This is a genomic window from Pseudoxanthomonas yeongjuensis (assembly GCF_010093345.1).
GTDB classification, from domain to species: domain Bacteria; phylum Pseudomonadota; class Gammaproteobacteria; order Xanthomonadales; family Xanthomonadaceae; genus Pseudoxanthomonas_A; species Pseudoxanthomonas_A yeongjuensis.
The window spans coordinates 23,760-46,688 of sequence record NZ_PDWT01000004.1 but is presented as its reverse complement, the minus strand read 5'-3'; the positions used below and the strand labels follow the sequence as shown (position 1 = coordinate 46,688).

19 protein-coding genes are annotated in these 22,929 nt (G+C 66.2%); 13 read left to right on the top strand and 6 right to left on the bottom strand.

What is annotated here, in order from left to right; translation table 11 throughout:
* The first annotated feature begins 43 nt into the window (after positions 1–43).
* Together CSC74_RS12160 and gloA2 are read left to right on the top strand one after the other, a co-directional pair.
* Positions 44–1,048 carry a class I fructose-bisphosphate aldolase gene (locus CSC74_RS12160; RefSeq protein WP_162314750.1) on the top strand — a complete coding sequence of 335 codons (1,005 nt, stop codon included), beginning with the start codon at positions 44–46 and terminating at the stop codon, positions 1,046–1,048.
* 66 nt (positions 1,049–1,114) lie between these two features.
* Positions 1,115–1,501 (top strand): SMU1112c/YaeR family gloxylase I-like metalloprotein, encoded by a 387-nt coding sequence (gene gloA2, locus CSC74_RS12155; protein WP_211369633.1) that lies wholly within the window; start codon positions 1,115–1,117, stop codon positions 1,499–1,501.
* Between the two features lie 210 nt (positions 1,502–1,711).
* On the opposite strand, the gene cysK is transcribed toward gloA2, so the two are convergent.
* Complete coding sequence (cysK, locus tag CSC74_RS12150) at positions 1,712–2,671, bottom strand: cysteine synthase A (protein WP_162314749.1); 960 nt, start codon at positions 2,669–2,671, stop codon at positions 1,712–1,714.
* Between the two features lie 35 nt (positions 2,672–2,706).
* Entirely contained in the window at positions 2,707–4,188 is a 1,482-nt protein-coding gene (gene cysG, locus CSC74_RS12145; RefSeq protein WP_162314748.1) for a siroheme synthase CysG, read from the bottom strand.
* Positions 4,189–4,496: 308 nt separating this feature from the next.
* Between cysG and CSC74_RS12140 the strand changes: the two genes are divergently transcribed.
* The 5 genes from CSC74_RS12140 to CSC74_RS12120 all read left to right on the top strand — a co-directional run bounded on the left by CSC74_RS12140 (position 4,497) and on the right by CSC74_RS12120 (position 7,606).
* Positions 4,497–5,483 carry a LysR family transcriptional regulator gene (locus CSC74_RS12140; protein WP_162314747.1) on the top strand — a complete coding sequence of 329 codons (987 nt, stop codon included), beginning with the start codon at positions 4,497–4,499 and terminating at the stop codon, positions 5,481–5,483.
* Positions 5,484–5,616: 133 nt separating this feature from the next.
* Positions 5,617–6,105 (top strand): GFA family protein, encoded by a 489-nt coding sequence (locus tag CSC74_RS12135; protein WP_343037922.1) that lies wholly within the window; start codon positions 5,617–5,619, stop codon positions 6,103–6,105.
* Positions 6,106–6,219: 114 nt separating this feature from the next.
* Complete coding sequence (locus CSC74_RS12130; RefSeq protein WP_162314745.1) at positions 6,220–6,606, top strand: YkvA family protein; 387 nt, start codon at positions 6,220–6,222, stop codon at positions 6,604–6,606.
* A 24-nt stretch (positions 6,607–6,630) separates the two neighbouring features.
* Positions 6,631–7,002: a VOC family protein gene (locus tag CSC74_RS12125; RefSeq protein WP_162314744.1), complete on the top strand. Its 372-nt coding sequence runs from the start codon at positions 6,631–6,633 to the stop codon at positions 7,000–7,002.
* 145 nt (positions 7,003–7,147) lie between these two features.
* Positions 7,148–7,606 carry a hypothetical protein gene (locus CSC74_RS12120; RefSeq protein ID WP_162314743.1) on the top strand — a complete coding sequence of 153 codons (459 nt, stop codon included), beginning with the start codon at positions 7,148–7,150 and terminating at the stop codon, positions 7,604–7,606.
* A gap of 218 nt (positions 7,607–7,824) precedes the next feature.
* Here CSC74_RS12120 and CSC74_RS12115 read toward each other — a convergent pair whose 3' ends face one another.
* From CSC74_RS12115 to CSC74_RS12100, 4 genes are all read right to left on the bottom strand, one after another.
* The gene (locus CSC74_RS12115) at positions 7,825–9,255 is read right to left on the bottom strand and encodes an MFS transporter (RefSeq protein ID WP_162314742.1); all 1,431 of its coding nucleotides are present in this window, start codon (positions 9,253–9,255) and stop codon (positions 7,825–7,827) included.
* A 229-nt stretch (positions 9,256–9,484) separates the two neighbouring features.
* The gene (locus tag CSC74_RS12110; RefSeq protein WP_162314741.1) at positions 9,485–10,198 is read right to left on the bottom strand and encodes a phosphoadenylyl-sulfate reductase; all 714 of its coding nucleotides are present in this window, start codon (positions 10,196–10,198) and stop codon (positions 9,485–9,487) included.
* Positions 10,195–11,901, bottom strand: a complete 1,707-nt coding sequence (gene cysI, locus CSC74_RS12105; RefSeq protein WP_162314740.1) for an assimilatory sulfite reductase (NADPH) hemoprotein subunit — start codon at positions 11,899–11,901, stop codon at positions 10,195–10,197. The genes CSC74_RS12110 and cysI overlap by 4 nt, the downstream gene beginning before the upstream one ends.
* A gap of 95 nt (positions 11,902–11,996) precedes the next feature.
* Complete coding sequence (locus CSC74_RS12100; protein ID WP_162314739.1) at positions 11,997–13,856, bottom strand: assimilatory sulfite reductase (NADPH) flavoprotein subunit; 1,860 nt, start codon at positions 13,854–13,856, stop codon at positions 11,997–11,999.
* 236 nt (positions 13,857–14,092) lie between these two features.
* Between CSC74_RS12100 and cysD the strand changes: the two genes are divergently transcribed.
* The 6 genes from cysD (at position 14,093) to CSC74_RS12070 (ending at position 22,903) form a co-directional block, all read left to right on the top strand.
* A complete protein-coding gene (cysD, locus tag CSC74_RS12095; protein WP_162314738.1) occupies positions 14,093–15,004 on the top strand; it encodes a sulfate adenylyltransferase subunit CysD in 912 nt (303 codons plus the stop codon).
* Positions 15,005–15,103: 99 nt separating this feature from the next.
* Positions 15,104–16,975: a sulfate adenylyltransferase subunit CysN gene (cysN, locus tag CSC74_RS12090; RefSeq protein ID WP_211369640.1), complete on the top strand. Its 1,872-nt coding sequence runs from the start codon at positions 15,104–15,106 to the stop codon at positions 16,973–16,975.
* Between the two features lie 295 nt (positions 16,976–17,270).
* Positions 17,271–18,362 carry an efflux RND transporter periplasmic adaptor subunit gene (locus CSC74_RS12085; RefSeq protein WP_162314737.1) on the top strand — a complete coding sequence of 364 codons (1,092 nt, stop codon included), beginning with the start codon at positions 17,271–17,273 and terminating at the stop codon, positions 18,360–18,362.
* A 6-nt stretch (positions 18,363–18,368) separates the two neighbouring features.
* Positions 18,369–21,509: an efflux RND transporter permease subunit gene (locus CSC74_RS12080; RefSeq protein WP_162314736.1), complete on the top strand. Its 3,141-nt coding sequence runs from the start codon at positions 18,369–18,371 to the stop codon at positions 21,507–21,509.
* Positions 21,502–22,044: a GNAT family N-acetyltransferase gene (locus CSC74_RS12075; RefSeq protein ID WP_162314735.1), complete on the top strand. Its 543-nt coding sequence runs from the start codon at positions 21,502–21,504 to the stop codon at positions 22,042–22,044. The genes CSC74_RS12080 and CSC74_RS12075 overlap by 8 nt, the downstream gene beginning before the upstream one ends.
* Positions 22,034–22,903 carry a TrmH family RNA methyltransferase gene (locus CSC74_RS12070; RefSeq protein WP_162314734.1) on the top strand — a complete coding sequence of 290 codons (870 nt, stop codon included), beginning with the start codon at positions 22,034–22,036 and terminating at the stop codon, positions 22,901–22,903. Before CSC74_RS12075 ends, CSC74_RS12070 begins: the two co-directional genes overlap by 11 nt.
* Positions 22,904–22,929 lie beyond the last annotated feature (26 nt).

The following is a 22,929-nucleotide window of genomic DNA, read 5'->3' as shown; positions in this document are numbered from 1 at the left end:
GGGCTATAATTCAGCCCCTTTCCAGCGCCCCCACAGGAACTCCATGAGCATCGAACAGCTTGCCGAAACCGCCCAGGCCATGGTTGCCGCCGGCAAGGGCATCATCGCGATCGACGAATCCACCGGCACCATCGCCAAGCGTTTCGCCGGTGTCGGCATCGAGAACACCGAGGAAAACCGCCGCGCCTACCGCGAGATGCTGCTGACCACGCCGAAGCTGGGCGAGCACATTTCCGGGGCGATCCTCTACGACGAAACCCTGCGCCAGTCGACCAAAGACGGCGTGCCGTTCGCCAAGGTCATGGCCGCCAACGGCATCATCCCGGGCATCAAGGTCGACAAGGGCACGCATCCGCTGGCCGGCTGCCCGGGCGAAGTGGTCACCGAAGGCCTCGACGGCCTGCGCGACCGCCTCAAGGAGTACTACGCACTCGGCGCGCGTTTCGCCAAGTGGCGCGCGGTGATCAACATCGGCGACGACATCCCGTCCGGCACCTGCATCGAAGCCAACGCCCACGCGCTGGCCCGCTACGCGGCGCTGTGCCAGGAAGCCGGCCTGGTGCCGATGGTGGAGCCGGAAGTGCTGATGGACGGCGACCACGACATCGAGACCTGCTACGAGGTCACCGAAGCCACTCTGCGCGCGCTGTTCGGCGCGCTCTACGAACAGAACGTGATGCTGGAAGGCACCATCCTCAAGGCCTCGATGGTCGTCGCCGGCAAGGGTTGCGAAGAGCAGGCCAGCATCGACGAAGTCGCCGAAGCCACGGTGATGTGCCTGAAGAGCACCGTGCCGGCGATCCTGCCCGGCGTGGTGTTCCTGTCCGGCGGCCAGAGCGACGAAGACGCCACCGCGCACCTGGATGCGATGAACCGCCTGGGCAACCTGCCGTGGCCGCTGTCGTTCTCCTACGGTCGCGCGATGCAGTCGGCCGCGCTCGAGCTGTGGTCCAAGGACCTGGTCGGCAACTTCAGCAAGGCCCAGGCGATCGTCCATGCCCGCGCCCGCGACAACGGCCTGGCTGCGTTGGGCAAGTGGGAAGGGTAAGCCTTCCGCGGCATTGAACATGACGACGCCGGCCTTGTGCCGGCGTTTTCAATGGGGAGATTGCGCATGGATATTTCCGGCCTCCACCACGTCGCCATCATCGCGTCCGACTATGTGCGCTCGAAGCGCTTCTATGCCGAAGTACTCGGCCTGCAGGTACTGGCCGAGGTTTATCGCGAAGCCCGTGATTCGTGGAAGCTGGACCTGCAGGTTTCCGACGGCGTGCAGATCGAGCTGTTCTCGTTCCCTTCGCCGCCGCCGCGGGTGTCGCGCCCGGAGGCCTGCGGGCTGCGCCACCTGGCCTTCCGTGTCGATGACCTCGATGCCGCGATGAGCCATCTGGCTGGAAATGGCATCGAATGCGAGCCGATCCGCGTGGATGAATACACCGGAAAACGGTTCACGTTTTTCGCCGACCCTGATGGCTTGCCGCTGGAGTTGTACGAGGCCTGATTTCCCCTTCCCTTGCGAAGAGGATGTTCCGCAGGGCCTGTCCAGTGCTCGATGCGGGGGAAGGAGAGGGGGCAAGCAAGGTGAAGCTGTTGCTTCCTGCCAAAAGCCGACCCCTCTCCCTCGGCGCTGCGCGCCTTTCCCTCTCCCACAAGGGGAGAGGGGCTGGCTCCTCCCCTGTGCTGCGCGCAAGGGAGGAGGTCAAGCAGCAGCTCAGCCCAGCGAAGCCAGCCAGTCGTCATCGGAACCTTCGTTGACGCCTTCGAACAGCGGCGTGGAGAAATAGCGCTCGCCGGTATCCGGCAATACCGCCAGCAGCACCGAGCCTTCCGGTGCGGTTTCCGCCACCTGCAGTGCCGCGGCGACGGTGGCGCCCGCGGAGATGCCGACGAAGATGCCTTCCTCGGCCGCGAGCCGGCGCGAGGTGGCGATGGCATCGGTATCGGCGATGGACAAGATCTGGTCGGCCACGTCGCGGTTGAGTACTTCCGGCACGAAGTCCGGGGTCCAGCCCTGGATCTTGTGCGGCGACCATTCCTTGCCCTGCAGCAGCGGGGCCGCGGAAGGTTCGGCAGCGGTGATCTTCACTTCCGGCCGCGCGACCTTCAGCACTTCGCCGACGCCGGTCAGGGTGCCGCCGGTACCCCAGCCGGTGACGAAATGATCGAGGCGCCGGCCGGCGAAATCGCGCAGGATTTCCGCCGCGGTGGTCTGCCGGTGGTAGGCGGGATTGGCCGGGTTAGCGAACTGGCTGGCCAGGAACCAGCCGTGCTGCCTGGCCAGTTCCTCCGCGCGCCGGACCATGCCGGTGCCGCGTTCGGCGGCGGGGGTCAGGATCACTTTCGCGCCGTACGCGCGCATCAGCTTGCGGCGCTCGATGGAGAAGGTTTCCGCCATCGTCGCCACGAACTTGTAGCCGCGCGCCGCGGCGACCATGGCCAGGGCCACGCCGGTATTGCCGGAAGTCGCTTCCACTATCGTGTCGCCCGGCTTCAGCAATCCCTTCGCTTCCGCGTCCAGCACGATGGCCAGGGCCAGCCGGTCCTTGACCGAGCCGCCGGGGTTGAACGATTCGACCTTCGCATAGAGCGTGACGTGCTTCGGTGCGACGCGGTGCAGCTTGACCACCGGGGTGTGGCCGATGGTGTCGAGGATGCTGTCGTGGATGGCCATGGAGGCTCCTTGGAAAATGGACCGTGGGAAGGGGATCAGGCGGCTTGGGCGGCCAGCGGGAGTGTAGGCGTGCGAAGGTGGTCGGGATGTTGCGATGAGGCGGGAAGCGGTGGCGCGGCCAGCGGTGCGGCACCGAACCAGTGAAGCGTGTCGGCCAGCGCGGCCACTTCGCCCAGGATCAGCAGCGCAGGCGATTGCACCTGATGATGGTGCGCGGTTTCAGGCAGGGTCGCCAGGGTTCCGGCGACCACGCGCTGCTGCGGACGCGAACCGTTCTCCACCAAGGCAAACGGCAATCCGGGGGCGACACCGGCCAACAGCAGGCGTTCGCGCACTTTCTCCAGCCCGGCCACGCCCATGTAAACGGCCAGGGTCTGCTTTTTCTGGGCCAACGCGTTCCAGTCCAGCGTGTCCAGTGAATCCTTGCAATGCGCGGTGACCAGGCGCAGCGATTGTGCGTGGTCGCGATGGGTCAGCGGAATGCCGGCATAGGCCGCGCATGCCACCGCGGCGGTGATCCCGGGCACCACTTCATAGGGAATGGCGTGGGCGCGCAGGAATTCCAGTTCCTCGCCGCCACGGCCGAACACGAACGGGTCGCCGCCCTTCAGTCGCACCACGCGTTTGCCGGCGCGGGTGTGTTCCAGCATCAGCGCGTGGATTTCCTCCTGGCGCGCGCTGTGGCCGTTGGCGGACTTGCCCACTTCGATGCGGGTCGCGTCGCGCCGGGCCAGGCGCAGTACTTCGGCGCTGACCAGGCGGTCGTGCAGGATCACGTCGGCCTCGTTCATCGCCCGCAATGCGTTCAAGGTCACCAGGCCGGGATCGCCGGGGCCGGCGCCGACCAGGACCACGGAGCCGGTCGCCTGCGTCGTGGTCGCGGCCTCCAATACGGTCTGCAGGTATTCGTCGGCCTGTTCGCTGTCCAGGCGCTGACGCAGCAGGCGCGGCAGCGGACCGGCGAGGAGGGTTTCGAAGAAACGGCGGCGCAGGCCCAGATCGGGGAAGCGCGCGCGGATGCGGTCGCGGTTGCGGGCCAGCAGCTCGGCCAGCGTACCCAGCGAATCGTCGAACAGGGTTTCCAGTTGCCGGCGGAGATGCCGGGCCAGCATCGGTGCACCGCCGCCGCTTGAGATCGCGACTTGTAGTGGTCCACGCTGGACGATGGCCGGAACGTGGAAACTGGACAGTTCGGCATCGTCGACCACGTTGGCAAGGATGCGCCGGGCGTTGGCGGCGGAGGCCACGGCCCGGTTGACGGCCACGTTGTCGGTCGCGGCGATCACCAGCCAGGCCTCGCCCAGCCAGCCTTCGTGGAATTCGCCCGCCCGCCAGCGGATGCGTCCGGTCTCGCGCCAGGTTTGCAGTGCGTCGGTCAGGTCGGGCGAGCCGACCACGGGCAGGGCGCCGGCGTGGAGCAAGGCCTCGACCTTGCGTTCGGCGACCGCGCCGCCGCCCACCACCAGCACGGAGCGGTCACGCAGGTCGGCAAACAGAGGAAAGAGCGGGGCGGTCACGGGTCGGAATGTCGGGGTGGGATGACGACCCTAACGTCCGGTTATATGCAGCCGGAAATGACTAGCCGCACATGTCATATTACGGGTGGTTATAAGGCGACCGGGTGGGTGATGGACAAAATCTCGTACATTCGGATGCGTGGTCGTATTTGGTTTTGATCATCAGTGCTTTAGATCGTCATGACCAGCCATCCGGCTGTTGAAAGCCCCGCGTAGGCGGGAACCCAGCGACTTTGCTTTCAAGGCATGAAGTCGCTGGGTCCCCGCCTTCGCGGGGATGACGGCGCCCCCTTTCCAAGATTCCCTCAATGACCCTGACCCAACTCCGCTATCTGGTAGCCATCGCCGACGCCGATCTCAACATCACCCTGGCGGCGGCGCGGGTGCATGCGACCCAGCCCGGCCTGTCCAAGCAGCTCAAGCAACTGGAGGACGAGCTGGGTTTCCTGTTGTTCGTGCGCAAGGGCCGCAGCCTGGAAACGATCACCCCGGCTGGCGGCGAAGTCATCGCGCGCGCCCGCGCGGTGCTGGCCGAGGCCAACAACATCCGCACTTATTCGGCGAACCAGCGCCGTGAGAGCCAAGGCCAGTTGATCCTCGCCACCACCCACACCCAGGCGCGCTTCGTGCTGCCGCCGGCCATCGGCCAGATCAAGCGCGCCTATCCGCAGGTCAGCGTGCACCTGCAGCAGGCGGGCGAAAGCGCGGCGCTGGACCTGCTCAGCGCGGGCGACGCCGACATCGCCATCATCAGCACCGCCGGCGAGGAACCGCAGGCCGGCATCGCCGTGCCGCTGTACCGCTGGCGTCGTTTGGTGCTGGTGCCGCGTGGTCATGCACTGGATCGCGAAGGCGCCGCCGCACCCAACATGGCCGACCTGGCCACGCAACCCTTGATCAGTTACGAATCCTCCACGCGTGCGGAGAGTTCGTTGCAACGCGCCTTCGCCGGCGTCGGCCTGCAGCCGAGCATCACCCTGACCGCGCTCGATGCGGACCTGATCAAGACCTATGTGCGCGCCGGCATGGGCGTGGGCCTGCTGGCGGAAATGGCGGTCACCGCCAAGGACACCGACCTGCGCGCATGGCCGGCGCCGAATGAAATCAACGAATGCATCGCCTGGGCCGTGCTCCCGCGCGAGCGTGTGCTCCGCGACTACGCACTGGAACTGGTCCATGTGCTGGCCCCGCAGGTGGACCGCCGCGATTTGCGCCGCGTGCTCGATGGCAACCAGGTGGCCGACTGGCCGCTGCCGCCGACCTGGGAATCGTTGACGCAGACGATTACGAGCTGAGCGTCTGCGTTATGCCAAGGTATGAGTGACGTAGCCCGGGTAGAGCGCAGCGAAACCCGGGCTACCTGCTTCGCGGCTGGGCTCGATTCGGACGTTAGGCCGAAAAATCTCACTTCGCTTGTCGATCTTGCGGATGCCCGTTCGTCGAGTAGATGGGCGTCGAGCCAGCCGTCGTGACTGGCGATCCAGCCCAACAACCGGAGGCTGTATGAACGTTCTTGGTAGCTGTCACTGTGGCGCCGTTCGGTATGAAGCCGAACTCGACCTCCCGAAGGGAACAATCCGCTGCAATTGCTCCATATGCACGAAGGCCAGGGCCTGGTTCGCATTTGTCGGCGGTGATGAGTTTCGGTTCCTGACCGGCGAGGACAGAATGAGCTCGTATCAATGGACGCCACCGGGCAGGGAAGCTCCCGGTTTGACCTATTGCTTCTGCAAGACGTGCGGGGTGCGCCTGTACGCCACTGGAGATGCTGAGTTCATGGGCGGCAGGTTCTATGCGCTTGCGGTTGCGACATTCGACAACGTCAGCACCGACGAACTTGCAGCGGTGCCCTTGCGATTCATCGACAACCGGCACGACCGCTTCGATCGCGCACCCGAAGACATCAGGCTGATGTGAGCGACGTAGCCCGGGTAGAGCGTAGCGAAACCCGGGGCCTTTGAATGATCCGCCAAGAGCCCCCGGGTTTCGCTGCGCTCTACCCGGGCTACTCGATGCCGATATCAGGTGCGCATGGCAATCCTTTCCCTGAGGAAGTGGGCGAAAGAGCTCAAGCAGCAAACGCTCGTCGTCTACTTCGCCGCACGCGATCCCCGCACCCCGTGGCCGGTGCGGCTACTGGCATTGCTGGTCGCGGCTTACGCGCTCAGTCCCATCGACCTGATCCCGGACTTCATTCCCGTGCTGGGCTATCTCGACGACTTGATCCTTGTTCCCCTGGGGCTGGTATTGGTGCTGCGGCTCGTTCCCCGGCAAGTCATGCTTGACGCACGCGAGAAGGCCGCTGCCGCTGCGGACCGACCGGTCAGTCGTGCGATGGCGATAGTCATCGTGGCGACCTGGGTCGTTGCAATAGGTGGAATTGGCCTATGGTTATGGCAGGTATTCAATCCACGATAGTTCCACTCTCGAAAGGAAACGAATATGAAGCTCGGCGCATTCTCGATCAGCCTGGCGGTCAAGGACCTGCAGGCTTCAAGGGCGTTTTACGAAGCCTTCGGCTTCAAGGAGTTCGGCGGCAACGCCGCGCAGAACTGGTTGATCCTGAAGAACGGCGATCACATCATCGGCCTGTTCCAGGGGATGTTCGAAAAGAACATGCTGACCTTCAACCCCGGCTGGGACAGCAACGCCAGCAAGCTCGACGGCTTCACCGACGTGCGCGAACTGCAGCGTCAGTTGAAGGCGCAAGGCATCGAGCTGATGAGCGAAGCCGACGAGACCAGCACCGGTCCGGCGAGCCTCATGGCCATCGACCCCGACGGCAATCCGGTGCTCCTCGACCAGCACGTTTGAGTCCATTGTGGGAGGGGCTTCAGCCCCGACAGTTGGCAGGCGAAAGCGTCGGGGCTGAAGCCCCTCCCACAACAACCTGGGCTTCACCCCCGGCGTCAGGCGGGTGGGGTAGGCTCGCGGCGTGACCATTGCTGGAAAGACAACGATGCCGAACGCATTGCTTCGCACCACGCTCATCCTCCTCATCGCCCTGTTGAGTGGCTGCGTGACTGATCGCGTCGTCACCGGTGGCGATCAACCACCCCGGGTTTCCTCGTCGGTGCATACGATCGTCCTTGCGCGGGGACAAAAAGCCGTCATCGCCGACGAATCGCTGACCGTCGAACTCGTCGAAATCAACGACAGCCGCTGTCCCGTCAAAGTCACCTGCATCTGGGCGGGCCATGCCGCCGTCACCCTGCAGGTCGGCAAGCCCGGCCTGGTTGCGGGGCGTGTGGTCATCGGCAGTGAGGCGCCGTCGAGCATGAACTTGCCGGCGGACGCCAACTACGGCGGCTATCTCTTCCATCTGGTCGAATTGGAGCGTGGCAATGCCGAAGGCTCGACGCAGGTCGCGCCTTCGCAGAGTGCGACGATCAAGGTGTCGAGGCTTCCGAACCAATGACAACAGGGCAGGCGCCTTTCTCTTCTCCCCTTGTGGGAGAAGGTGCCCGCAGAGCCTGCCCCCGAATGCTTTGGTCGGGGGGGGCGGAAGAGGGGAGCTCTTGATCTTGCCTTTTACCGTCAACAAGCAAAAGCCGAACCCTCTCCCGGCCCCCTACTAAAGCATTCGGGGGCAGGTTCTTCGGCCACCCTCTCCCGTAAAGGGAGAGGGAAGTGCATTCACGTACCCGGTCGTGCCAGAGGCTTGGGCTCGGTGACTTCCTGTCCGGGTTCGGCCTTGCCCGACATTTCCGCGCCCGCGTCCGGGGCCAGGCGCAGCATCATCCACACCGAACTGGCCGAGACCAGGCCGACGGTGAGGAAGGCGAAGGTGAAATTGATCGCCGCTTCCAGCGGTTGCCCGGTGGCGAGGCTGGCAACACTCAATGCGTAACCGCCGATGGTGATGCCGAGGGCCAGCGACAGCTGCTGGGCCATCGCCGCCAGGCTGCTGGCCTGGGCCATGCGCGCGGGTTCGACTTCGGCGTAGATGATCGCGTTGAGGCTGGTGAACTGCAGCGAACGGAAACAGCCGCTGACCAGCAGCACGCCGATGATCAGTGGATACGGCGTGTCCGCGCGGAACAGGCCGAAGCCGCACAGCAGCAACGAGGCGACCAGCGCATTGAGGATCAGCACCGGGCGGAAACCGAAACGATGCAGGATGCGCGCGGCCAGGGTCTTCATGAACATCGCCCCGGCCGCGGAAGTGAAGGTGATCAGGCCCGACTGCAGCGGATTGAGGCCGAAGCCCAGCTGCAGCATCAGCGGCAACAGGAACGGCGTCGCGCCGATGCCGATGCGGAACAGCGAACCACCAATCACGCCGAGGCGGAAGGTCGGCAACTTCATCAGGCCGAGATCGATCAGCGGATGCGCATGGCGGCGCGAATGGATCACGTACAAGGCCAGTCCGGCGGCGCCAGCGAGCAGGCAAGCGAGCGCGACCTGGGTGCTGACCAGGTGCCGGCCCATGCTGGCGAAACCGAACATGGTCAGAGCCAGGCCGACCGCCGACAGCGCGAACCCGCGCCAGTCCAGCGGTCGTGCTTCGCCGCGCAGCAGCGGGATATGCCGCCAGGCCAAGTAGATGCCGAGCAGGCCCATCGGCAGGTTGATCAGGAAGATGAAGCGCCAGTTGCCGTAGGTGGTGATCAGGCCGCCGAGTGGCGGGCCCATCATCGGTCCGAGCAGCGCGGGGATGGTCAGCCAGCTCAAGGCCCGCACCAGTTGCGCCTTGGGGATGCTGCGCAACAGGACCAGGCGTCCCACCGGCACCATCATCGCCCCGCCCATGCCCTGCAGGAAACGCGCGGCCACCAGCGCGCCCAACGAGTCCGACGCCGCGCAGCCGATCGAACCGAGCAGGAACACCCCGATCGCGGTCATGAAGGTCGGACGCGCGCCGAAACGGTCGGCGACCCAGCCGCTGATCGGGATGAACACCGCCAGCGCCAGCATGTAGGTGGTCAGGGCCAGCTTCAGCGCCACCGGCTCGACCCCGAAGTCCTGCGCGATCGCCGGCAGCGAGGTGGCGATGGCGGTGGAGTCCATGTTCTCGATGAACAATGCGGTCGCGACGATCAGCGGCAACAGGCGTTCGTGTCTCACTAGGCAGGCGGGTTCGAACGGGAACGGGGCCGCTATTGTCGCTGAGGATGGGTTGGGGGGTGTGAGTGGTACTGCACCCTTCTTCTCCCCTTGTGGGAGAAGGTGCCCGCAGGGCGGAAGAGGGGTGCTTTTGATCTTGGCTTTCTGGCTCTTCGCGATTTAGATCAAAAGCCGAACCCTCTCCCGGCCTTCGGCCACCCTCTCCCGTAAAGGGAGAGGGGAAGAGCACTTACACCTCGACGTGAATCCCGCACTCCCGCTTCAAGCCGAAGAAGCGCGTGTCCTCCTCGCTCATGCCCGGTTCCCAGCGCGAGGTGGTGTGGAAGTCGCCGATCGAGACATAGCCCTCGTCCCATAGCGGGTGGTAGGGCAGGCCGTGCTTCTTCAGGTACACCCAGACATCGCGGTCGGTCCAGTCGGCGAGCGGGCTGACCTTGTAGCGGCCGTTGCGCAGCTCGACGATCGGCGTGTTGCGGCGGCTCGCGGCCTGGCTGCGGCGCAGGCCGGTGAACCAGGTGCGCACGCCGAACTCGTCCAGCGCGCGGCGCATCGGTTCCACCTTGCGCAGGTTGTTGTACTGGTCGATGCCGACCACGCCCTGTTCCCACAAACGGCCGTGGCGCGCTTCCATCCAGGCGCGGCTGACCAGTGGACGCACCACCTTCAAATTCAACTTCAGGCGTTCGACCAGTTCGTCGGCGAAGCGGTAGGTTTCCGGGAACAGGTAGCCGGTATCGACCAGGATCACCGGGATGTCCGGCTTCTGCCGGGTCAGCAGGTGCAGCGCCACCGCCGACTGCGCGCCGAAGCTGGAGGACAGCGCGTGGCCTTCCTGCCCATTGGCCAGGGCCCATTCCACCCGCTGTTCGGCGTTGCGGGATTCAAGCCAGGCATTGAGCTCGGTCAGGTCCTGGGAATCGTTGCTGGCGGGAATGGCGTTCATGCTTGCAGTTCCAGGGAGATTTGCTTGTTCGTGGGGTAGGGAGGCAGTTCGACCACGCCGCTGCGATGCAGGAAATCGCCGAAGCCTTCGTCGCTGTCGCGTTCGTTCGCGTAACGCGCGAACAGCGGCTCGAGTGCGTCGAGGATTTCGGCCTCGACGATGTTTTCGCGGTACAGCGTGTTGAGGCGCTGGCCGCGATGGTCGGCGCCGAGCATCAGGTTGTAGCGGCCGGGGGCCTTGCCCACGAGCGCGATCTCGCCGAGATACGGCCGCGAGCAGCCGTTCGGGCAACCGGAGATGCGCAGCAGGATCGGCGCGTCGCGCAGGCCGTGTTTTGCCAGCAGCGGTTCGAGCTTGCCGGTGAAATCGGGCAGGTAGCGCTCGGCTTCGGCCATGGCCAGTGCGCAGGTAGGCAGGGCCACGCAGGCCACGGCCGTGCGTGCCAGCGCGGTGGGGGCGTTGTTCTCCGAGTCCAGTGCGTATTCCCGTACCAGCGCGTCGATGCGCTCGCGCTCGCTCGCCGGCACGCCGGCGATGATCAGGTTCTGGTTGGCGGTGACGCGGAATTCGCCTTGATGGATCCGCGCGATTTCGCGCAGGCCGGTCAGGTGCGGGGTGTTGGGGCGATCGGCAATGCGTCCGCTGGGCAGGGACAGGGTCAGGTGCCAGTGGCCATCGTCGCCCTCGACCCAGCCGAGGCGGTCGCCGTTGTGTTCGAAGCGCCAGGGCCGCGCCGGCGCCAGCTCGAAGCCCGCGCGCTGCTGGATCTGGTCGACGATGAAATCCACGCCGCGATCGTCGATGGTGTACTTGAAGCGGGCGTGCTTGCGCTCGACGCGATCGCCGAAATCGCGCTGGGTGGTCAACGCGGCGGTGGCCACGTCGAACACCTGGTCGGGAGTGACGAAGCCGATCACATTGCCCAGGCGCGGATAGGTCTTCGGGTCGCCGTGGCTGGCGCCCATGCCGCCGCCGATGGCGATATTGAAACCGGCCAGATCGCCGGCCTCATCGACGATGGCGATCAGGCCCAGGTCGTTGGCGAACACATCCACGTCGTTGAACGGCGGCACCGCCACGGCGATCTTGAATTTGCGCGGCAGGTAAGTGGCGCCGTAGAAGACCTCTTCTTCTTCGCCGCTGTCGGCGACCTTCTCCTCGTCCAGCCACACTTCGTAATAGGCGCGGGTCCTGGGCAGGAAATGCGTGGACAGGTTCTGCGCCCACTCGTGCACCTGGGCATGCAGTCGCGACTGCAGCGGGTTGCTGGCGCCGAGCACGTTGCGGTTGACGTCGCCGCAGGCGGCGATGGTGTCCATCGCAGCGGCGTTGATCGCCTGCATCGTGGCCTTGAGCTCGCGCTTGATCACGCCGTGGAACTGGAAGGTCTGGCGGGTGGTGACGCGCAGCGAGTGGTTGGCGTAGATGGTGGCGATATGGTCCAGCTGCAGCCACTGCGCCGGGGTGAATACGCCGCCGGGCGCGCGGATCCGGATCATGAACTGGTGGGCGGGCTCGAGCTTCTGCCGCCGGCGCTCGTCGCGGATATCGCGGTCGTCCTGCTGGTAGCTGCCGTGGAACTTGACCAGGCGCTGGTCGTCGAAGGACAGCGAGCCGGTGACCGGATCGGCCAGGCCTTCCAGCAGCGTCCCGCGCAGGCGGCGGCTGTTGATCTTGATGTCTTCTACGGAGGGATGGGTCATGGTGTATGGGCTATGCGGATGCGTTTGTAGGAGCGCCCATGGGCGCGATGCCTTTGCGGGTACAAGCGTCGCGCCCATGGGCGCTCCTACACGGGTCAATACACATCGCGGCTGTAGCGGCCCTCCGCCTGGAGTCTGCTGAGGTACTCGGCGGCGCCTTCGGCATCCACGCCCGCTTGTTCGGCGACGATCTGCAGCAAGGCCGCATGCACGTCCTTGCCCATGGCGATGGCGCCGCAGACGTAGAAATGCGCGCCGCCTTGCAGCCAGTCGTAGACCTCGCGGCCGCGTTCGCGCAGGCGCTGCTGCACGTAGATCTTTCCCGCCTGGTCGCGCGAGAACGCCACGTCCAGCCGCTGCAGCTCGCCCTTGTGCAGCGCGTCCTGCCATTCGGCCTGGTAGAGGAAATCGGTATTGAAATGGCGCGCGCCGAACAGCAGCCAGTTGCGGCCATTGGCGCCGGTTTCCGCACGCTCCTGGACGAAGCCGCGGAACGGGGCCACGCCGGTACCAGGACCGACCATGATGATGTCGCGCGATGCGTCGGCCGGAACGCGGAAGCGCTCGTTGGCTTCGATGTAGACCGGGGCGTGGTCGCCTTCGTCCAGCGAGGAAAGGAAGCCGCTGGCCGCGCCGACATGGGCGTGGCCGAAGGCCTGGTAGTCCAGCACGTCGACGGTGAGGTGCACTTCCTCGCCGACGCGCTTGCGGCTGGAGGCGATGGAGTACAGGCGCGGGGTCAATGGACGCAACGCGGCGACCAGTTCCTGCGGCTCCCAGTGCGCAGGCCAGCGGCGCAGTGCGTCGACCAGTTGATGGCTGCCTAGCAGCGTGGCGAAGTCGGCGCTGCGCGTGGGCGCCAGCAGGTCGTTGAGTTCTTCCGAGCGCGATTGCGCGGCATGGCTGGCCAGGAACGGACGGCTCAGCTTGGTCAGCTCCCGGCGCGAGGCCAGCCATTCGCGCAAAGGCAGCGATTCTTCTTTCTCCTGTACCGGCGCCTCGCCGTCGAGCTCCAGCGCTCGCAGCACGCCGTCCACCAGCAGGTCCGGATTGCGATGGCGCACGCCGAGTGCATCGCCGGGTTCGTAATGCAGGCCGGAACCCTGCAGCGACAATTCGATATGGCGCACGTCCTTGCCGACGCCACCGTACTTCAGGAAGCCCACGCCCTTGAATTCGCGCCCGCTGATGCGCTGGTTGAGCAGCAGTTCGGCGGCGAAGGGCTTGTCGTGCGAATACGCGGAGGCCGCATGCGGGCGCAGCGCGGTGACCGTGGCCGACGGCACGGTCGCGGTCTTCAGCAGGGTCTTGGCGTGGCCGAGCGCCTGTTCGCGCCAGGGCAGGGCGATGCTGTCGATGTCGAGGTCGGCTTCGCCGACCGCGAACAGGCGGCTGGCGCCCAGTTCGGTCAGGCGCGCGTCCAGCTTGCGGCTGATGCCGCAGAAGTCGGCGTAGCTGGAATCGCCCAGGCCCAGTACCGCGTATTTCAGTTCCGGCAGCTTCGGTGCGCGCTTGCCGCTGAGGAATTCGACCAGGCCGATCGCGTCGTCCGGCGGGTCGCCTTCGCCCTGGGTGCTGATGACGACATAGAGCAGGCGTTCGCTGGCCAGTTCGCGCTGCGGGTAGGCGTCGGCGCGCAGCAGGCGCACGTTCAAGCCGGCGGCCTCGGCTTCGGCGGCGAGTTTCTCGGCCTCGCGCCGGGCGTTGCCGGTCTGGCTGCCATAGACGATGGTCAAACGCTGGCTGGCTTGTGCCGCACCGCCAGGGAGGACCGCCAGACTCTGCCCCGGACCTGATCCGGGGTGCAGGGCCGGATTGCCCTGGGCCAGTCCGGCCGCATAGCCGGAGAGCCACCACAGGCTGGGCCCATCGAGGCCTTCCACCACCCGTGCCAGCAGCGCCTTGCGCTCGTCGGGCAAGGGGCTCGGGGCCAGCGCGGGAGTTGCAGCGGTCATGCCTTCGACTCGTGGGTGCAGTAATGGGACGATCGATGTTAGGCACCCGTTAACCCGTTCAGAAACGATGTCTGGTTATGGCCTCATGCCCTGCGCTTATTTCAGCCGAAGGCCCGGCAACCCGAATACTTGCCGGCCTTCCGGGCAGGGTCTTCCAGGCCCGGGCCATCCAGTCCGGCGGGGCCAACTGATAACCTGCGGCACCGCTCCTGCGCTTCCTCGACACAAGATCCTTGATGAGTTCCGTTCCCTCCCTGTCCCACCTCGACCGCCTCGAAGCGGAAAGCATCCATATCCTCAGGGAGGTCGCGGCCGAGTTCCGCAACCCGGTGCTGCTGTATTCGGTGGGCAAGGACAGCTCGGTGCTGCTGCACCTGTTGCTGAAGGCATTCGCCCCGGCCCGCCCGCCGATCCCCATGTTGCACGTGGACACGCGCTGGAAGTTCCGCGAGATGATCGCCTTCCGCGACCGCCGCGTGGCCGAGACCGGCACCGAGCTGCGCGTGCACATCAATCCCGACGGCATCGCCCAGGACATCGGCCCGATCAGCCACGGCGCCACCGTGCACACCGACGTGATGAAGACCCAGGGCCTGAAGCAGGCGCTGGACCAGTACGGTTTCGACGCGGCCATCGGCGGCGCGCGCCGCGACGAGGAGAAGTCGCGGGCCAAGGAGCGGGTGTTCTCGTTCCGCAACGACAAGCACCGCTGGGATCCCAAGCGCCAGCGCCCGGAACTGTGGAGCGTGTACAACGCGCGCATCGACAAGGGCGAAAGCGTGCGCGCGTTCCCGCTGTCCAACTGGACCGAGCTGGACATCTGGCTGTACATCTATCGCGAAGGCATCCCGGTGGTGCCGCTGTACTTCGCCGCCGAACGCCCGGTGGTGGAGCGCGACGGCGCGCTGATCCTGGTCGACGACGAGCGCCTGCCCCTGCGCGAGGGCGAAACGCCGCAGCTGAGGAAGGTGCGCTTCCGCACCCTGGGCTGCTATCCGCTGACCGGTGCGATCGAATCGGAGGCCGACACGCTGGAGAAGATCATCGCCGAGATGCTGGTGGCCACCAGCTCGGAGCGGCAGGGCCGGGTGATCGACCAGGATCCGACCGCGTCGATGGAGAAGAAGAAGCTGGAGGGGTATTTCTGATGGCCGCAGCGTCTGCTTTTGTAGGAGTGCCCCTTGGGCGCGATGCTTCACGACCGCTGCCCGAAAAGCATCGCGGGCAAGGCCCGCTCCTACGGGGGGATGTCCGTGTCTGACATCGCCACCTACCTCAAGCAGCACGAAACCAAGCCGCTGCTGCGCTTCATCACTTGCGGCAGCGTCGACGACGGCAAGAGCACCCTGATCGGACGGCTGCTGTACGACAGCAAGCGTTTGTTCGACGACCAGCTGGCTGCGCTGACCGCGGACAGCAAGCGCCATGGCACCCGTGGCGAGGAGATCGACTACGCGCTGCTGCTGGATGGATTGGCCGCGGAACGCGAGCAGGGCATCACCATCGACGTGGCCTACCGCTACTTCGATACCGAACGCCGCAAGTTCATCGTCGCCGACTGCCCGGGCCACGAGCAATACACGCGCAACATGGCCACCGGCGCGTCCACCGCCGATCTCGCCGTGGTCCTGGTCGATGCGCGCAAGGGACTGCTGACCCAGACCCGGCGGCACAGTTACATCGTCTCGCTGCTCGGCATCCGCCACGTGGTGCTGGCGGTGAACAAGATGGACCTGGTGGATTACGACCAGGCCGTGTTCGACGGAATCGTCGCCGGTTACCAGTCGCTCGCCACCCAGCTCGGCATCGCCCAGATCACCTGCATCCCGCTGTCCGCGCTCAACGGCGACAACCTGTCGCAGCGTTCCGACGCGATGCCCTGGTATCGCGGCCCGAGCCTGCTCGAGCACCTGGAAACCGTCGAGCTTTCGGCGCAGGACACCAGCGGCGGCCTGCGCCTGCCGGTGCAATGGGTGAGCCGGCCGAACCAGAATTTCCGCGGCTTCGCCGGCACGATCGCCGCGGGCGCCGCACGCGCCGGCGATGAAGTGGTCGCGCTGCCTTCCGGCCGGCGTTCGCGCGTGGCCCAGGTGTTCGTCGCCGACAAGGAAGTGGCATCGGCCACCGCGGGACAGGCGGTGACGCTCACGCTCGCCGACGAGATCGACATCAGCCGCGGCGACGTGATCGCCGCGGCCGACGATCCGCCGCAGGTCGCCGACCAGTTCGCCGCGCACCTGCTGTGGATGGAGGACGCGGCGTTGCTGCCGGGGCGGCCGTACTGGTTGAAGATCGGTACCCGCACCGTCACGGCGACGGTCAGCGAAATCAAGCACCGCATCGATGTCAACACCCAGGAGCACCTCGCCGCCAAGCGCCTGGAGTTGAACGAGGTCGCCTACGTCAACCTGAGCCTGGACGAACCCATCGTCTTCGCCCCGTATGCGGAGAACCGCGCGCTGGGCGGCTTCATCCTGATCGACCGCCACAACAACGACACCGTCGCCGCCGGCACCCTCGACTTCGCCCTGCGCCGCGCCGGCAACGTGCACTGGCAGCACCTGGAGGTGGACAAGGCGGCGCGCGCGAAGATCAAGGGCCAGCAGCCACGCGTGTTGTGGTTCACCGGCCTGTCCGGCGCCGGCAAGTCGACGATCGCCAACCTGGTGGACAAGCGCCTGCACGCGCTCGGTTACCACACCTTCCTGCTCGACGGCGACAACGTGCGCCACGGGCTCAACCGCGACCTCGGCTTCACCGACGAGGACCGGGTGGAAAACATCCGCCGCGTGGCCGAGGTCGCCAGGCTGATGACCGAAGCCGGGCTGATCGTGCTGGTCAGTTTCATCTCCCCGTTCCGCGCCGAGCGGCAGATGGCGCGCGCACGGTTCGAGGAAGGCGAGTTCCTGGAGATCTTCGTCGACGTGCCGCTGGCCCTGGCCGAGCAGCGCGACGTGAAGGGCCTGTACCGCAAGGCCCGGGCCGGCGAGATCCCCAACTTCACCGGCATCGATTCCCCTTACGAAACCCCGGAGCATGCTGAAGTGCATCTGGATGCGGGTGGCGAAAGTCCGGAAAGGCTCGCGGCGCAGGTGCTGGAGAAGCTGGGCCTGTCCTGATTGCCTTGCGGATCCGCGCTCGCCCGGCTCCGGCCTTGTAGATCCGAGCTTGCTCGGATGCTCTCGCCGCAGAATCAAAAGCATCCGAGCAAGCTCGGATCTACATGGCTACGATCCGCGTCCGATCGCCTGGCTTGCGAGGGAGCATCCGAGCAAGCTCGGCTCTACAAAGATTTTGGGGCGCAAGGGTCATTGGTCATGCCCTCGGATGGCCATGTCCGGTCAACCGGGAGGATACGCATGCGTTGACTCCAGACCGGTAAACTCCGCAGATAACCAAGATTACGGAATCCCCATGCTGATCCGATCCGGCGCGCGCATTGCGTTGCTTGCAATGTTCCTTCCCCTGCTCGCTTCCTGCGGCAAGGACAAGGCCGCCACGCGCACGGACGAGGGAAGTTCCAAGCCCGTTCCCGTCACTACCCAGGTCGTGCAGCCGTCCGCCTGGAGCGATACCCTGCAGGCGATCGGCACGGCCAAGGCGCGCGAGTCGGTGACGCTCACCTCCAAGGTCAGCGAAGCGGTGCAGGCCGTGCATTTCGAAAGCGGCGATGAGGTGCGCGCCGGGACGCCGTTGATCACCTTGCGCGGCGATTCGCAGCAGGCGGCGCTGGTCGCCGCGCAGGCGACCTACCTGGAAGCCGACAGGCTCTACAAACGCCAGAACGAACTCGCCGACCAGCAATTGATCGCGCGTTCCTCGCTGGACACGCAGCGTTCGGTGCGCGATGCGGCACTGGCCCGGGTGCAGCAGATGCGTTCGGACATCGGCGACCGCTCGGTGCGCGCGCCGTTCGCCGGAGTGCTCGGCATCCGCCAGGTCAGTCCCGGCGCGTTGATCACCCCGACCACGGTCATCGCCACGCTCGACGACATCTCCCGCATCTACGTGGACTTCCCCGTTCCCGAAGCGCAGCTGGCCAACCTGGCCAAGGGCCAGGCGCTGCGCGCGCGCAGCAACTCTTACCCCGGGCGCGACTTCGAAGGCGTGGTCAGCACCATCGATGCGCGCATCGACGCGACCACGCGCGCGGTCACCGTGCGTGGCGACTTCCCCAATCCGGATCGCGTGCTGCGTCCCGGCATGTTGATGGAAGTGCGGTTGTCGCGGCCCGAGCGGCAGGCGCTGGTGGTGCCGGAAATCGCCCTGGTGCAGGTCGGGCCGGATACGTTCGTGTACCGGGTCAAGGCCGATGGCAGCGTCGAACGCCCCAAGGTGGAAGTCGGCGCGAGGGTCGCGGGAAAGGCCGAAGTGACGGACGGGATAAAGGCGGGTGATCGCATCGTGGTCGACGGCACCAGCAAGTTGCAGGCCGGTAGCAAGGTGATCGATGGCGCGGCGCAACCCCCCGCCCCGGCTGCAAATGCGCCAGCAGCGCAGGGCTGAGCCAGGATGAAGCTTTCCGATATCTCGATCAAGCGGCCGGTGCTGGCGGCGGTGATGAGCCTGCTGCTGATCGTGCTGGGAGTGATGTCGTTCTCGCGCCTGACCCTGCGCGAACTGCCGGCGATCGATCCGCCTATCGTGTCGGTCTCGGTGGAGTACGTAGGCGCCTCGGCCGCGGTGGTCGAAAGCCGCATCACCCAGGTGCTGGAGGACGCGCTGGCCGGGATCGAGGGCATCGAGACCATCGAGGCCAGCAGCGTCAACGGCCGCTCCAGCATCAGCGTCGAGTTCAAGGCCACGCGTGAGATCGAAGCCGCAGCCAACGACATACGCGATGCGGTCAGCCGGGTCGTCGACCGCCTGCCGCAAGAGGCGGAGCCACCGGAGATCGCCAAGGTCGAGAGCGACGCCGATCCGATCATCTGGCTCAACATGTCGTCGCGGACGATGGATTCGCTGCAACTCAGCGACTATGCCGAACGCTATATCGTCGATCGGCTCTCGACCATCGACGGCGTGGCCCAGGTGCGCATCGGCGGCAGACAGCGCTACGCGATGCGGATCTGGCTGGATCGCGATGAGCTGGCCGCACGCAGCCTGACCGTCGGCGACGTCGAGGATGCGTTGAGCCGCGAGAACGTGGAATTGCCCGCCGGGCGCATCGAATCCAGCACCCGCGACTTCACCCTGCGCCTGTCGCGCGACTACCAGAAGCCGGAGGATTTCGCCCGCATCCCGATCAGCAAGGGCGCGGATGGCTACGTGGTCCGGCTGGGCGACGTGGCCCGGGTCGAACTCGGCTCGGCGGAGCGGCGCGCGTACTACCGCAGCAACGGCGAGCCCAATATCGGCCTGGGCATCGTCAAGACTTCCACCGCCAACAGCCTCGATGTCGCCACGGCGGCGCGAGAGGCAGCGGAGACCATTCGCCAGACCCTGCCCGAAGGCACCGACATCTTCGTCGCGTTCGACAGCACGACCTTCATCGATGCCGCGGTGACCCGGGTGTACGAGACCCTGGCAGAGGCCATCGTCCTGGTACTGATAGTGATCTGGCTGTTCCTGGGCAGCGTGCGCGCCGCGCTGATCCCCGCGGTCACCGTACCGGTGTGCCTGGTCGCGGCCTTCATCGCCCTGTTCGCGTTCAATTTCTCGATCAACCTGCTGACCCTGCTCGCACTGGTGCTGTGCATCGGCCTGGTGGTCGACGATGCGATCGTGGTGGTGGAGAACATCCAGCGGCGGGTGGACCTGGGCGAGCCGGCGCTGGTCGCCGCGCGCCGCGGCACCGCGCAGGTGGCGTTCGCGGTGATCGCGACCACGGCGGTGCTGATCGCGGTGTTCCTGCCGGTCGGCTTCCTCGAGGGCAACACCGGGCGGTTGTTCCGCGAACTGTCGGTGGCGTTGGCGGCGGCGGTGGCGATCTCGGCGTTCGTGGCCCTGACCCTGACTCCGATGATGGCCTCGAAACTGTTGAAGTCGCATGCGAAGAATGCGGACGGCAGCGGCGGACCCGGGCGCATCAACACCTGGCTCAACCACCAGTTCGACAAGCTGTCGCGCGGCTACCGGCACCTGCTGGAACGCAGCGCGCATCGCACCTGGCTGTTCGGTGGGTTGATGCTGGTCGCGGTGGTCGCCATCGCGCTCATGTTCCGGGTACTTCCCTCGGAGCTCGCGCCGGCCGAAGACCGTGGCTCGTTCCAGGTCATGATCGACGGTCCCGAGGGCGCCGGCTACGACTACACCGTCGGGCAGATGCAGCAGGTCGAGAAGATCCTCGCCGCCGAGACCGGCAACGGCAAGCCGATCATCCGCGCCAATCCGCGCGTACCCGGCAGCTTCGGCGCCAGCGAGGAAATGCATACCGGCCGGGTCAGCGTGTTCCTGCAGGACTGGGACAAGCGCGATGTCGCCACCGCCGACGTCGCCGACGGCCTGCAGCACCAATTGTCGGGGTTGACCGGAGTGCGCGCGCGCACCCAGGTCAGCGGCGGCCTGGTGCGCACCCGCGGCCAGCAGTTCCAGATCGTGCTGGGCGGGCCGGAATACGCCGAGATCGCGCAATGGCGCGACAAGATGCTGGCGCGCATGGCCGACAACCCGGGGCTGGTCGGTCCGGATTCCGATTACAAGGAAACCCGCCCGCAGATGCGGGTCAACATCGATCGCGAACGCGCCGCCGACCTGGGCGTATCGGTCACCGATGTCGGTCGCGCGCTGGAGACGATGATGGGCTCGCGCCAGGTCACCACCTACGTCGACAACGGCGAGGAATACGATGTGGTCGTCCAGGCCGAACGCCAGGCGCGCAAGACCCCGGCCGACCTGGCTGCGATCCAGGTGCGTTCCGGCAGCGGCGAACTGGTGCCGCTTTCCAACCTGGTCACGCTCAGCGAAATGGCCGAGCCCGGCAGGCTCAACCGTTTCAACCGGCTGCGCTCGATCACCATTTCCGCCGGGCTCGCGCCGGGCTATCCGCTGGGCGAAGCGGTGAGGTGGGCGCAGCAGGTGGCCGCCGAGGAACTGCCCGAATACGCGCAGATCGACTGGAAGGGCGAATCGCGCGAATACCTGAAGTCCGGCAGCGCGGTGCTGTTCACCTTCGGCCTGGCCCTGCTCATCGTCTACCTGGTGCTGGCCGCGCAGTTCGAGAGTTTCATCCATCCGCTGGTGATCATGCTGACCGTGCCGCTGGGCGTGCTCGGGGCGATGATCGGCTTGTGGGCCAGCGGCGGCACGCTCAATCTCTTCAGCCAGATCGGCATCGTGATGCTGGTCGGGTTGGCGGCCAAGAACGGCATCCTGATCGTGGAGTTCGCCAACCAGCTGCGCGACGAAGGACGCAACGTGCAGCAGGCGATCCTGGAATCGGCCTCGGTGCGCTTGCGCCCGATCCTGATGACTTCCATCGCCACGATCATGGGCGCGGTGCCGCTGGTGCTGGCCGGCGGGCCGGGTTCGGCCAGCCGCGCCACCATCGGCGTGGTGGTGATCTTCGGGGTGTCGTTCTCGACCCTGCTGTCGCTGTTCGTGGTGCCGGCCTTCTACCTGTTGCTGGCGCCCTTCACCAAGTCGCCCGAGACCGTGGCCCACAAGCTGCAGGAGCTGGAAGAAACCACGCCGTCGGTCGGTGGCCATGGCTGAGCCTCAGCTCCAGGGCGAAGGCTTCCGCCTGCGACCGTGGCGGGCGGACGACCTCGATTCGCTGCTGCGCCATGCCAACGACGAACAGGTTTCTCGTGGGGTCAGCGACCGCTTTCCTCATCCTTACACGCAGGCCGATGGCGAAGCCTTCCTCGCGGGCAAGGTGATCGATCTTGGCGACCCCGTATTCGCCATCGAGATCGATGGCGAGGCCTGCGGCGGCATCGGCGCGCAGGCGGGCCGGGGCGAGCGCGTGCACACCGCGGAGTTCGGTTACTGGCTGGGACGGCGGCATTGGGGACAGGGCACGATGACCCGCGTGGTCGCCGCCTACGCGCCCTGGGTGATGCGGGAATTGCGCCTGTACCGGCTGTATGCGGCCGTGTTGGCCTTCAACGTCGGCTCGGCGCAGGTGCTGCGCAGGAACGGGTTCATGGAGGAAGGAGTCCTGCGTGCCGCAGTATTCAAGCGCGGAGTGCTGCATGATCTGCGCATGTTCGCCAAGGTGCGCCGGAGTCTGGACGATGAACGATAAACCCCCTTCGCCGTGGGACAAGGCCTCTATCCGTACCACCGATGCGCGCAAGCGGGAAAACACCGGCAGGCGCAAGGAAGCGGCGCCCGCAGGCGAGGAGCGTCCCGCTGTTGCCAGGCACGAGGCCGGCAACAAACAGGAACTGCGCTACTACGGGCTCAATGCCGTGCAAGCCGTGTTCGCGCGGCGACCGCAAGCCATCCGCAAGGTCTATCTGTCCGAAGCGCGGATTCCGCAGCTGCAACCGCTGCTGGCCTGGTGCGTGAAGCAGCGCATCGGTTATCGCGTGGTCGAGGAATCCGACCTGGGCAAGCTCGCCGCCAGTTCGCATCACGAAGGCGTGGTCGCCGATGTGCTGCGGGTGGAACCGCAGTCCTTGTCCGATTGGCTGCACGGCCTGTCCGCGGGCCCGGCGCTTGCGCTGTGGCTGGATGGCGTCGGCAATCCGCACAATTTCGGCGCGATCCTGCGCTCGGCCGCGCATTTCGGCGTGGCCGCGATCCTGCAATCGCGCGACTCGACCCTGGCCGTATCCGGTGCCGCCGCGCGCGTGGCCGAGGGCGGCGCGGAACAGGTGCCGCTGGTGCGCATGGGCGAACGCGACGCCGCGCTGGCGCAGTTGCGCGCCGCGGGTTTCGTGCTGGCGGCGACGGTGGTTCGCGAGGGGCAGGATCTTTTCGCCACGCGATTGCCGCAGCGGCTGGTCTACGTGATGGGGGCCGAAGGCGAGGGCATGGACGATGAGTTGGCGACGTCGTGCGACCTGCGCCTGTCCATTCCTGGAACCGGTGCGGTGGAAAGCCTCAACGTGGCCGCGGCGACTGCGGTATTCCTGGCGCAGTGGACCTTAGGCCATTGAGTGGCGTTACCCGGCGGGCACATGTT